This window comes from Schlesneria paludicola DSM 18645 (assembly GCF_000255655.1).
Classification (GTDB): Bacteria; Planctomycetota; Planctomycetia; order Planctomycetales; family Planctomycetaceae; genus Schlesneria; species Schlesneria paludicola.
Genome location: NZ_JH636436.1, coordinates 276,311 through 289,170, shown reverse-complemented (window position 1 = coordinate 289,170; position 12,860 = coordinate 276,311). Strand labels below are relative to the sequence as shown.

Genomic DNA, 12,860 nt, shown 5'->3' with positions numbered 1-12,860 from the left:
TTCGTTCTGACCAAGCAGCAGGCCTGTTCCCACTCTGACCGCGACCGGCTACGAAGCCGTCAGTGTCAGCCGAATGCACAGCACGGGTTGTCCCCCGACGGAAAACGAATCATCGATGATCGGATGCGATTCCAGTTCCGTAGCCACTTGAACCAAATTGTCCAATGTCAGGCCTGCATAGACCGCTTGGCCCTCAGGCAGATTCGCGCGCGTGATTCGGAACAATTCTCCAGCGCGCTTCGCATGGCGTTTAACGCCCCCGCCTTGGCCTTCGCGTGACTTGACCCCCGCCGCGGCAAGTTTGATCAACCCTTTCAGAAAATTTCCGGCGACCCCAGCCCGCCCTGCGGCAACCCACAAACCTTCCCACTCTTCATGTGCTTCCCAATAGTAGCCGGCATTGAAGAGGTCGATGGCATGCAGGTACTCCGTGGATCGGAATGGCTGATGGGTATCCAACGGGGACACCGGCACGGCCGTCCGTCCAAAACTATGCCCTCGTGCGTCGGTCACGGGATGAGGATGACGCGCCGGCACAAAGGCATACGCAGGCATGGCGATTTCTGGAAGGTAGCGTTCGAGCATCATGACCATCAAAATGACTGCAGCAGAGCCTGCCTGTAACTACCGATTCAAGGCCGCGATCAACAGAAAGAGGATCGCGGCGGCCACCCCAAGCATGATGCCAAAAACCAGAAATTGCCAAGTGAGCGCCACGACGGAGCAACTCATTGCCGTAAACGTCATGAAACCGTGTCGTTCTTGACGATGCGCCACCGAGGCAATGACGAGGCTGACGAGTGCCAGCACGCAACCTACAATCATCAGCCACCGCACAGGATCGTTGGTGAATGCCAGAGGCGGCTGCGCGGGCGCCGGTTCTTTCACATCCTTGCCAAAGAAATTGATCGAAAAATTCTTCACTCGAACTGTGATGCCACCAGCCTTCGCCGGTGGACCGTCAATTCGTCGCTTCGCCTCTTCCTTCGATTCGAACGGATTGGGCAGTACACGTTCAGTCGCCAGACTCGGAATCACGGCCAGGCCGAGCCCAACGACCGCCAGGACCAATCCAAGAAAACTCAGTCGCATGGATGAGGAACGTCGCTCGCGTGAACCGGCTTCCGTTCGATTGTTGTCAGACAACACCGCCGGTGCGATCGCAGCGGGTGCAGTGCTTGATGTCGAATCAGACATCGTCATCCTCCGAGCAAATCTCGAAATCGATTCGCAAACCAGATGCTCGACGGTTCGAACGTCAATAAGAGTGTCCGCCAGTTCACGAGTATTTCAGGTGTCGAAATCAAAGTCAAAGCCTGAAACAGTTTCCAGATCGGACGATCCAGTGTGGTCGACTCTGCCAAGATTCGCGTATAATTGCGGACCTTGGGGAATGATGGATTCGCCAAGGACGGACGGTGATTGTCCGAAAGAGTGGCATCCGATCGCGACTCTTTCGCGACGAGTACTTTTGTCAGGACGAAAAAGACGAGTCGGGTGGCCGGGACTGGATGAACAAAGCGCTGGAAGCCCCGGGGTTTCGGCAAGGCCGTTCAATCCCGACCGCCCGAAGATTTCGCGATGACAAGACGCTCGTCAAAGTCATGCGTCTGGATTGATCAGACCGAATTTGAGTTGCGGTTCACACGGAAGTGACGAGTCATGCGCCGCTGTCGTCTCAGGAGTATCAGCATCATACGGTCGACGAAATCTTCTGACTCTTCACAGACCGCGATCCGCCTTTGGCCACCGGTTCTGCTGGCTCTACTCTGCGGCATCTCATTCTTGTCTGGTGCGTCTGCAGAGAACGGCCCGTCCGCAACGGAATCAAAGCAGGGCTCGCTGGTCATCATCGGCGGGTCCGAGCGATTCAATCAACGCGAATACTGGGACGAAATTGTCGAACTGGCCGGCGGTCCCGGCTCGCGAATTGCCGTCTTCCCCACGGCCAGCGGCGATCCCGTGAAAAAAGGCGGATGGGTCATCTCGGCACTCAATAAGTCCGGTGCCGACGCGTTCCTCGTCCCCGTGGCGTGGCGAAAAGTTCCGATCGCACCACAAGATGCCGTCTCCGATCCCGATCTGGTCGCACAAGTCCGTGAAGCAACAGGCATCTTCTTGATCGGGGGCGAACAGGACAAAATCGTCAAAGCCCTTTACACGCCCAGTGGCCAGCACACTCCGATGCTCGACGCGATGTGGGAAGTGTACCGTAAGGGCGGCGTGATCGCGGGTACAAGTGCCGGCGCGGCCGTCATGAGTCGCGTCATGTACCGCGATGCCGAGTCGGTGCTCGGGACAATGCAAAATGGTGTCCGCTGGGGTGAAGAAATCGATCGCGGGCTGGGGTTCATCGATGACGAATGGTTCGTCGATCAACACCTGTTCGTTCGTGGTCGATTTGCCCGAACGCTGGTCGCGATGGAAGACCAGGGATTCAAGTATGGAATCGGCGTCGACGAGAATTCCGCCATCATTGTGACGAACGGAAAAGATGTCCGCGTCATCGGCTATAAGGGAGCCCTCGTGCTGGATCTGTCGCGTGCCGAACGAGACCCGTCACAACCCCGTTTCAATCTCAAGAATGCCCGGCTGACCTATCTCGACCGAGGTGATCGCTTCGATCTGAAAACGCGCGAGGTGATGCCCGCCCAGGAAAAACTCGACGACGAAAAGCTTGACCCGAACTCGCCCGATTTTCGTCCAGCCCTGCGGCGACCCCTGTTTGCCACTGATATCCTCAGTAACACGACCGTGATCGACTTGATGGGCAATTTGATGGAAACCGTCAGCCCCGTAGCGATCGGCCTGGCTTTCGATGGTCACGCCGCGAAGAAACAGCCCGTCGATGGATTCGAATTCAAATTCACACGCGACGAAGAAACGGTCGCCTGGTACACCGAAATCTACGGCGGAGACGACTTCACCGTGGTCAATATGCGGCTGGATATCCGTCCTATCAAGATCACCGGTCCGCTGTACGACCGCGAGGACTGATGGGCAGCGATGTGAAGGATTTTCAACGATGACAGAAGCCGCAATACGAACCTGCTTTCGCGATCTGTTGTGTGCCACTGGCTTTGCCAGCGCCAGTGGATTCAGGACTGAGGAACACCGTTGATTGGGAATCGGACGACAAGTCACTTTCTGATCAGACACTTGCTGAAAGTGTCGATCGACATCCTTCATTGTCCTGCTACCGGTCAATACGAATTGGGCACTGGCATCGCCAGTGGCACACAAACAAACCAGAAAATCCATCGTAGCGAGGACGGGCCTTCGATGTCATCGCCCGGTTATGATCGCCGTTCCCATCATTCTTTCGCCTCATTCAATCGAAGTCGCAACCGTTTTCGTTTGAGTCGACTCCCCGGCATCGCGACTATTGGTCTTTGACACATCTTTCTCAACGGCAGTTTCACATGGTCTATCTGAACCGCATCTACACCAAGACAGGCGACACGGGCGAAACATCTCTGGGGGACGGCCGTCGCGTCTCGAAAAGCGACCAGCGGATCATTGCGTACGGTACGGTGGATGAACTCAACTCGAATCTGGGCTGTGTCCTGGCGGACGCACCTGTCATCGAATTCGCAAATCTGCTGCAACGAATTCAGAATGACCTGTTCGATGTCGGAGCCGATCTGTGCATCCCCGAATCGGATAAACCGCTCGGTTACGAACCCTTGCGCGTGACGGCCGAACAGGTCACGTACCTCGAACAATCCATCGACCAGGCAAATGAGAAACTGCAGCCGCTCAAAAGCTTCATTCTTCCAGGAGGATCAGTTGTTTCCGCCCGCCTGCATGTGGCTCGCACGATCTGCCGACGGGCTGAGATTGAGGTCGTTCGCCTGATGGCCAGCGAACGAATCAACCCCCATGTCATGATCTATCTCAATCGACTGTCCGACCTGCTGTTCGTGCTGGCACGGTGCGCCAATGACAATGGGCAGCGAGACGTCCTGTGGGTCCCCGGGGCCAATCGATAGCATTGGCCAACGGCCCCGCGCGATGCTTCCCACCCTGTCAGAGCAGAGCGACGGCGCCCCTATTCGTCGAACGGATCGGGCTTTGTTTTGACCCAGTCTGGCTGGCGGAAAAGGTCCGAGACGGGAATGGCAAATCCGGGTAAGACCGGGAAACCCACCAGCACTTGTGGCTCTTTCAACATATCGCCCGAGAGCCCCCCCCGAAACAAATGGACGTGCCGCGTCACCGGATCAACCACCCAGACGACTTCGACACCCCACGCGAGATACGCTTTGACGCGAGTTGACATCGCTTCCCGGCGTTCGTTGGTCGACGCCACTTCGATGATCAAGACGGGCCGAGTCTCCGTCAGCAGCTTATCCGTTTCCGCAAAGCGGCCACCTGCGACGAATCGAAAGCACGAGATCGCAGGGCAACGCACCAAGGCGGGTTCCCGCTGCAGAATAAGCGGCAATTCGAAGCACGCATAGGTGTCGGGCGACTTCTTGAGAAACGTGGCGAGTGCCCGTGACAGGTTGCGAACGACATCACCATGGGCGTCGTCAGGAGGATTCAGCCGGATCAACCGACCTTCCGCCAACTCGATCCAGCGATCGCCGTCCAGCAATCGTTCTTCGTACTGTTCCAGCGTTATCAAGTTTTCCGACGTCGACATGACCTTTCCCCGTTGAGCGCGTTCGATCAGGGGGGATTCTAGGCCGTTGGCAAATTCACGCCAGTCTGTTGAGAAACCGGTGCTGGTCGCGGGCCGCCGAATCGAACTCGTTCACACCACAAACAGAGCCAATCGAGGTAGAGATAAACGACGGGGGTCGTGTACAGCGTTAGCATCTGGCTGAAAATCAGACCGCCCACAATGGCGATGCCCAAAGGAGTCCGCAGTTCCGCCCCATCACCCTGTCCCAACGCCAGCGGCAAGCCGCCCAGCAATGCGGCCATCGTCGTCATCGTGATCGGACGGAACCGCAAAATGCAGGCTTCAAAGATGGCATCTTCCGGACTCCGTCCGTGATTGCGTTCGGCTTCAATCGCAAAGTCGATCATCATGATCGCATTCTTCTTCACGATCCCGATCAGAAGCAGAATCCCGATCATCGCCATCACGCTCAGTTCGGTTTTGCAAATCATGAGCGCCAAGAGTGCACCAACCCCGGCCGAGGGCAATGTCGACAGAATCGTGATCGGGTGGATGTAACTTTCGTACAAGATCCCTAGCACGATATAGACCGTGACGAGCGCGGCCAGAATCAGCAGCGGCTGATTCCGAAGCGAATCTTGGAAGGCCTGCGCCGTTCCCTGAAATTTCCCTTGGATATTCTCTGGGATTCCCAGGTCCACCGCCGCTTGCTCAATCTTCGGAACGACATCTCCCAGGGACGTGCCCACGGTTAAATTGAACGAGAGCGTCACGGACGGAAATTGCCCCGAGTGATTCGCACTCAGTGCCGAGTTCGCCGACGATTGCCGGTAGAGGGTACTCAGCGGAATCTGCGCATCGGCGGCACCACGCAAAAAGATATGCCGCATCGAATCCGGATTCTGTGAGAACTCGGACTCGACCTGCATCACCACATGATACTGATTCAGCGGCTTATAAATGGTCGAAACTTGCCTTTGACCAAAGGCGTCGTACAGCGTGTTATCGATCGTCGACATATTGATGCCCAGCCGTGCCGCCGTGTCGCGGTCAACCGCCAGTCGTGTCTGCAGACCCTTGTTCTGTTGATCGGTGTTCGCGTCGACCAAACCTGGAATGTCACGCATGGCTCGCAGCAACTTGTTGCTCCAATGGGTTAGCTCCTCCAGATTGTCACCACGCAAGGTGTACTGATACTGCGCACTACTCGCGCGTCCACCGATCCGCAGATCCTGAACGGGCTGCATGTAGAGCTGTGCCCCCGGAATGCGCGCCGCCTTCTTGCGAATCCTCGCAATGACATCATCGGCCTTCAATCGTCGTTCGCTCAGCGGCTTTAACGTAATAAACATGCGGCCCGAGTTCGAAGCGCCGCTATTCGAGCCTCCAGCAAATCCAATCAAACCGCTCACGGCGGGATCTTCGCCGACCGTCTCGGAAAACTGCTTCAGCAAAAGTGACATCGATTTGAACGACACATCCTGGTCTGCAGTCAAGCTGGCAGAGATTCGGCCCGTGTCCTGCTGAGGAAAGAACCCTTTCGGAATGATGATATAGAGATAGACCGTAAAGCCGATCGTCGACAGCGTGACCAGCATCGTGATCCGTTGATGTCGCAAAACGATCTTTAAGGTGTATTCATAGGCCGCAAGAATTCCGTCGAAGATGCGCTCGGTGAATTGATAAAGGCGACCGCGACGCTGGTCCTTCGCGGACTTCAAGAGCACCGCGCACATCATCGGAGTGGTCGTCAGGGAAATGACCATCGAGACGGCGATGGCCACCGATAGCGTGACCGCAAATTCTCGAAACAAGCGGCCGACAATCCCATTCATCAACAGAATCGGGATAAACACCGCCACCAGCGACACGCTGATCGAGAGCACCGTAAAACCGATTTCTTTGGCTCCCTGCAGGGCCGCCGGTAAGGGCGCCACCCCCTCTTCAAGATGCCGAGAGATATTTTCAATCACGACGATCGCGTCGTCGACGACGAACCCGGTGGCGATCGTCAGTGCCATCAGCGACAAGTTGTCCAGACTGTACCCCGCCAGATACATCACGCCGAATGTCCCAATCAGCGAAACCGGAACGGCGACCGTCGGGATCAACGTGGCTCGCAGATCACGCAAGAACGCGAACACCACCAGAATCACCAGACCGATCGAAATCAGCAGCGTGAACTGCACATCGTGCAGCGATGCACGAATCGTTCCTGTCCGGTCCATCGCCACGGACAAGGACATGTCGGCCGGGATCTGCGCATCGAGTTGCGGCAACAGTGCGACGATCCGGTCCACCGTCGCGATGATATTGGCCCCCGGTTGCCGGTAGACAATGATCGTAATCGATGGTTTCGCCACGACCTTGTCATCGACTTTCTCGACCGAGATCCCATAGGCGCGAACATCTTCGACGGAATCCGTCACCGTCGCGATGTCCGCTAGACGGACGGGTGCACCGTTGCGATAGACCACGATCAGCGACTCGTACTCCGCCGCCGTCATCAGTTGGTCGGTCGAGGTGATCGTCCAGGTTTGCCGTTCATCAGAGATCGAACCTTTCGGACGATTCGCGTTGGCGGTCCCCAGGACCGTGCGAATATCCTCCAGCCCAATTCCAAAGTGATTGAGCACGGTCGGATTCAAATCGACGCGAACTGCGGGGGCGGAACCACCGCCAACCGCGACTTGACCGACACCCGGCACTTGAGCCAACCGCTGCTGCAGAATCGTCGCCGCTGCGTCATAAAGCTGTGCTCGCGTATAGGTGTCCGACGTCAAAGCCAGAATCAAAATGGGGGAATCCGCGGGATTCACCTTTCGGTACGAAGGATTGTTGGGCAGGTTCGTCGGCAACTGGCCGCGCGCCGCATTGATCGCCGCCTGAACGTCGCGCGCGGCGGCATTAATATCGCGATCAAGATCGAACTGCATCGTGATCGAGGTCGTGCCCAGCGAACTGGCGGACGTCATCTCGGAAATGCCCGCAATTCGACCGAACTGCCGTTCCAGCGGCGTTGCCACCGCCGATGCCATGGTTTCGGGACTGGCGCCCGGTAAGTTCGCCGTCACACTGATCGACGGGAAATCGACCTGCGGCAACGGCGACACCGGTAGTAACAGATACCCTAGAATTCCGGCCAGTGTGATCGCCACCGTCAGCAGCGTCGTCCCGACAGGTCGATGGACGAAAGGTGACGAAAGGCTCATGGGCCGTCCTCACGTTCGTGATGAACCGGTTCCGGTTGATTGAGCGACGATTCGGGATCATCGTGCAGCACGCCCGCGGACGTATCGAAACCGATCCGCGTCGCCAGCCAGTCGAACCACAAATAGATCACCGGGGTTGTGTAGAGCGTCAGAAGCTGACTGAAGATCAAACCCCCAATGATGGTAATCCCCAGGGGACGTCGCAATTCGGAACCAACACCCGTTCCCATCGCCAGAGGAACGGCCCCCAGCAGCGCCGCCATCGTCGTCATCATGATCGGTCGGAACCGCAGCAGACAGGCCTGATAGATCGCCTCATGCGGCGACATCCCCTGATTCCGCTGTGCGTCGAGCGCAAAGTCGATCATCATGATCGCGTTCTTCTTCACGATCCCAATCAGCAGAATGATCCCGATCAGCGCAATCACGCTCAGGTCGTGACGACACAAGAGCAGCGCCAGCAGGGCTCCGACGCCCGCCGAAGGCAACGTCGACAAGATGGTGATCGGATGGATGTAGCTTTCGTACAAGACGCCCAGCACGATATAGACCGTGACGAGCGCGGCCAGAATCAGCAACGGCGTATTTTTCAATGAGGCCTGAAAGGCCTGGGCCGTTCCCTGAAACGCCGCTGCAATACTGGGGGGCATATTCAATTCGTGACGCGCCGTGGCGATCGCTTCCACCGCGTCACCCAGTGCCACCCCGGGCGCCAGATTGAACGACACCGTGACGACCGGAAATTGCCCCTGGTGATTGATGGACAGTGGCGCCTTGTCGTACTCCAGACGCGTGAAGCTGTTCAGCGGCACCATGCCGCCTTCGGGCGAACGGATGTAAATCTCTTTCAAGTCGCGGGGATCATTCTTGAACTCCGGCTTCACCTCCAGCACCAGGCGGTACTGATTGAGCTGCGTGAACATGATCGAAATTTGCCGCTGGCCGAACGCATCGTACATGGCGTCATCAATCACCTGCGGTGTGATCCCCAGCCGCGATGCGGTGTCACGATCAATGACGACGCGCGCCTGCAACCCGGCATTCTGCTGGTCACTGGTCACATCACGCAGTTGCGGCAGTGTTTGTAACTTGCTCACAAACTTCGGGGCCCATTCACCCAACTCTTTCGTATCGGGATCCTCAAGACTGTACTGATATTGCGTACGACTGACGCGTGTTTCCACGGTCAGGTCCTGAATCGGCTGCATGAAGAGCGTGATTCCTGGCACCTTGGCTAAGTGCGGCTGCAGTCGCGTGATCACTTCCGATGCGCTGATATGACGTTCTTCCAGCGGTTTCAGATTGATCTGAATCCTGCCGCTGTTCATCGTGATGTTCGTGCCGTCGATCCCGATAAAACTCGACAAACTTTCAACGGCGGGATCTTCCAGGATCGCCCGATTCAATTCCAACTGCCGCGTCGCCATGGCCTCGAACGAGATATCCTGCGGGGCTTCAGAGATCCCCAGAATCACACCCGTATCCTGCACGGGAAAGAACCCCTTCGGCACAATCGTGTAAAGATACACCGTGGCCACCAGAGTCACGATTGAAACAAACTGGGTCAGCGTCTGATGCCGCAACACCCAAGTCAACGTTTGGCCATACAGCCAGATCACCGACTCAAACGCCCATTCTGACGCGCGGAACAACGCGCTTTGCTGGGCGGCCGGTTGATGCCGCAACAGCTTGGCACACATCATCGGAGTGAGTGTCAACGAGACCACGGCCGAGAGCAGAATCGTCACACTGAGCGTCACGGCAAATTCGCGAAACAAGCGACCGACGATATCCCCCATGAATAGCAGCGGAATCAACACCGCAATCAGTGAGACACTTAGCGAGACGATCGTGAAACCGATCTGCTCGGCTCCTTTCAGTGCCGCTTCAAGCGGTGGCTCGCCTTCTTCAATGTACCGCATGATGTTTTCCACCATGACGATTGCGTCGTCGACCACAAAGCCGGTGGAAATCGTGAGCGCCATCAACGTCAAGTTGTTCAGGCTGTAGTCGAGCAGATACATCACCCCGAACGTGCCGATCAACGACAGCGGCACCGCGACGCTGGGAATCACCGTCGCCGAAAAATTCCGCAGGAAGACGAAGATCACGAACACAACCAGTGCAATCGTCATCAGCAATTCGTATTGCACGTCTTCAACCGACGCGCGAATCGTGATCGTGCGGTCCGTCAGAATCTCGGTCTTGATCGCCGCCGGCAAAGATTCTCGAAGCTGCGGCAATAGGGCTTTGACGCGATCCACGACTTCGATGATGTTCGCACCGGGTTGACGCTGAATGTTCAGGATTACGGCGGGCGTATCGTTCATCCATGCTGCCTGACGAACATTCTCGGCGCTGTCGATGACATCCGCCACTTCAACCAGTTTCACCGGTGCGCCGTTCCGATAGGCGATGATGAGCTGCCGATATTGCTCGCTCGTCAGCAACTGATCGTTCGCACCGATCGTGTAGGCCTGCCGCCCACCATCAAAACTGCCTTTGGCCTGATTCACGTTGGCCAGTGACAGGGCAGTTCGCAGGTCTTCCATGTTCAGCCCGAGTGCCGACAGTGAGGTCGGATTGGTCTGAATGCGGATCGCCGGTTTCTGACCACCGCTGATGCTGACCATCCCCACGCCGCTCAATTGCGAAATCTTCTGAGCCAGACGCGTATCCGCCAGGTCTTCCACTTTCGACAACGGCAAGGTGTCCGATGACAATGCCAACGTCAAGATCGGAGAATCGGCCGGATTGGTCTTCGTATAAATCGGCGGGTTGGGCAAATCACGCGGCAGAAAGGTCGACGCCACATTAATCGCCGCCTGAACCTGCTGCGCCGCGACATCAATGTTCAGCTCCAGCGCGAACTGAAGCGTAATGACCGAGCAACCTTCAGAACTCGACGAGGTCATCTGCGCCAGGCCGGGAACCTGACCGAACTGACGTTCCAGCGGCGCGGTCACAGAGGACGTCATCACGTCCGGCCCCGCACCCGGATAGAACGTCACGACCTGGATCGTGGGGTAATCGACTTGCGGCAATGCCGACACAGGCAGTTCGCGATACGCGATCATCCCTGACAGCAAAATGGCGACCATGAATAAGACTGTCGCCACCGGCCGCAAAATGAACGGACGAGACGGATTCATGACTCGCTCTTTTTAGCGGCCGGATGGGTCGATTTGGCGGCTTCCGCGGGACGGCTTTCCGTCGAAGAACTCTTCCCGGAAGGAGCAGGATCTTGCCCCGCGTCTTTACGATGTTTGTCGTTCGTGGGATCACCTTTTTTGTGATCACCCTTCGACTTTGAGTCTTGCCCCTTCTCGCCTTTGCCTTTCCCGTCCTTGCTTTGCTCACCACTGCTCGTCGTGATCTTCGTACCTTTTTGCAGCTTATCAAGACCTTCCGTAACGACCACTTCTCCAGGTGCTAAACCAGATTCGATCGCGGATTCGGCCCCTTCGCTCATTCCAACTGTGACGTTCCGCAGTTCGACCGTCTCGTCTTCTTGAACGACATAGACGAACGAGAAATTCGGCCCACGCTGCACGGCGGCCGTTGGAACGACAATCGCGTCTTTCTTGGTATCGACCAACAGCCGCGCATTGACGAATTGATTCGGAAACAGCAGGCCGTCTTCGTTGTCGAATACGGCTTTCAATCGAACCGTGCCTGTGGTTGCATCGACTTGGTTATCGATGGCGGACAGTTTTCCTAGCGCCAGTTTGGTCTTGAAGTTGCGATCAAAGGCGGTGACGACCAGCGGTTGATCGTCACGATTGGCCTTCTGCACGCGAGAAATATCGTCCTGAGGAATCGTGAAGACCAAGGCGATGGGTTGCAACTGAGTGATCACGGCGATGCCGTTCGGATCATTTGCACGCACGATATTGCCCTGATCGACCAGCCGCAGCCCAATACGACCGCTGATCGGAGCGGTGATATGACAATAGTCGAGTTGCAGCTTCGCATTGGCGACGGTGGCTCGATCCGATTGAATCGCCCCCGTCGTCTGCTGAACAATGGAACGTTGATCGTCGACCTGTTGCGCCGCGATGGCCTTTTGAGCCTGCAGTTCTTCGTAACGCTTGAAGGTAAAATCGGCCGCCTTGAGCGTCGCTTCATCGCGTGCCAGTTGTCCTTCCGCCTGCTGGAGCTGGACATCAAACGGGCGTCGGTCAATTTCTGCCAGCAGATCCCCCTCTCTGACGATCTGCCCTTCCGTGAAGGCAACCTTCACCAGTTCACCTTCGACGCGACTGCGAATCGTCACTGTCTTGAACGCAGTCACGGTGCCCAGGCCGTTGATATAGACCTGCATGTCCTTCTGAACAACCTTTGCCGTGACCACGGGAATCACGCGGACGGGTGGCTTCGCAGGCGGCTTGTTGTCCAAGCCAACATAGGGCCCGACATACGGCAGCCATTGCTCTCGTGTGTACCATCCTCCTGCAGTCCCACCGATCAAGACGATCCAGATCAGCCAGCCGTATCCCGACGAAGACGCCGAAGGACTGACGGCAGGCTTCGCTTCAGTAACGTGCACACCGTTGACCGACGAAACGGCACGTCCATTGCTTTCATCGGTGGTGGGGCTGGGCTTCGCAGCCGGTTTCTGTTGTATCGACAAGATGTCCCTCGATCGTTGCAATCCCGTCAGTCGGGTCTTGGCCACGGCGCTGCGACGGTGTCAGAATTTCTGATCAGCACCAGATCAAGCGTTCGAACAACATATGATCGAACATGGATTTCACACACACAAGCCCGGAGTCTCATTTGTGTCGAATTCGACAGTTCCCACAGGAAAGAATTGTCGATCGGAGCGATTTTTGCGCGTGCCTTCTCGGCTTTTCATCTCGAGTAAAGGTTCACTCACCTGCCTTGGCCCAACACGACGCGCCGACACACCTTCGCGGCGCGACGGTCAATCGCCCAGCGGCGAATGGCCCCCTCCACCACCGGGACAGCTCATCCAGGTGGTGGAGGAACGCGAGAATGGTAGACATCGAGCCTTA

General features: G+C 56.8%; 9 protein-coding genes. 3 read left to right on the top strand and 6 right to left on the bottom strand.

Going from position 1 to position 12,860, the window contains the following annotated elements; genetic code table 11:
* Positions 1 to 48 precede the first annotated feature (48 nt).
* Together OSO_RS48975 and OSO_RS0134290 are read right to left on the bottom strand one after the other, a co-directional pair.
* Positions 49 to 588: a DUF309 domain-containing protein gene (locus OSO_RS48975; RefSeq protein WP_050986270.1), complete on the bottom strand. Its 540-nt coding sequence runs from the start codon at positions 586 to 588 to the stop codon at positions 49 to 51.
* A 36-nt stretch (positions 589 to 624) separates the two neighbouring features.
* Positions 625 to 1,197 (bottom strand): hypothetical protein, encoded by a 573-nt coding sequence (locus OSO_RS0134290; protein WP_157605867.1) that lies wholly within the window; start codon positions 1,195 to 1,197, stop codon positions 625 to 627.
* A gap of 221 nt (positions 1,198 to 1,418) precedes the next feature.
* Here OSO_RS0134290 and OSO_RS0134280 point away from each other — a divergent pair, with 221 nt between their 5' ends.
* The 3 genes from OSO_RS0134280 (at position 1,419) to OSO_RS0134265 (ending at position 3,992) form a co-directional block, all read left to right on the top strand.
* Positions 1,419 to 1,619 (top strand): hypothetical protein, encoded by a 201-nt coding sequence (locus OSO_RS0134280; protein ID WP_010587368.1) that lies wholly within the window; start codon positions 1,419 to 1,421, stop codon positions 1,617 to 1,619.
* Positions 1,620 to 1,662: 43 nt separating this feature from the next.
* Entirely contained in the window at positions 1,663 to 2,997 is a 1,335-nt protein-coding gene (locus tag OSO_RS0134275; RefSeq protein WP_010587367.1) for a cyanophycinase, read from the top strand.
* Between the two features lie 425 nt (positions 2,998 to 3,422).
* Positions 3,423 to 3,992 carry a cob(I)yrinic acid a,c-diamide adenosyltransferase gene (locus OSO_RS0134265; RefSeq protein ID WP_010587365.1) on the top strand — a complete coding sequence of 190 codons (570 nt, stop codon included), beginning with the start codon at positions 3,423 to 3,425 and terminating at the stop codon, positions 3,990 to 3,992.
* A 59-nt stretch (positions 3,993 to 4,051) separates the two neighbouring features.
* Here OSO_RS0134265 and OSO_RS0134260 read toward each other — a convergent pair whose 3' ends face one another.
* The 4 genes from OSO_RS0134260 to OSO_RS0134245 are packed head-to-tail and all read right to left on the bottom strand — an operon-like array spanning position 4,052 to position 12,475.
* On the bottom strand, positions 4,052 to 4,648 hold the full coding sequence (locus OSO_RS0134260; RefSeq protein ID WP_010587364.1) for a Uma2 family endonuclease: 597 nt from the start codon (positions 4,646 to 4,648) through the stop codon (positions 4,052 to 4,054).
* 38 nt (positions 4,649 to 4,686) lie between these two features.
* Positions 4,687 to 7,842, bottom strand: a complete 3,156-nt coding sequence (locus OSO_RS0134255; RefSeq protein ID WP_010587363.1) for a multidrug efflux RND transporter permease subunit — start codon at positions 7,840 to 7,842, stop codon at positions 4,687 to 4,689.
* Positions 7,839 to 10,994 (bottom strand): MdtB/MuxB family multidrug efflux RND transporter permease subunit, encoded by a 3,156-nt coding sequence (locus OSO_RS0134250; RefSeq protein ID WP_010587362.1) that lies wholly within the window; start codon positions 10,992 to 10,994, stop codon positions 7,839 to 7,841. Before OSO_RS0134250 ends, OSO_RS0134255 begins: the two co-directional genes overlap by 4 nt.
* On the bottom strand, positions 10,991 to 12,475 hold the full coding sequence (locus OSO_RS0134245; protein ID WP_157605864.1) for an MdtA/MuxA family multidrug efflux RND transporter periplasmic adaptor subunit: 1,485 nt from the start codon (positions 12,473 to 12,475) through the stop codon (positions 10,991 to 10,993). The genes OSO_RS0134250 and OSO_RS0134245 overlap by 4 nt, the downstream gene beginning before the upstream one ends.
* Between the last annotated feature and the right edge of the window lie 385 nt (positions 12,476 to 12,860).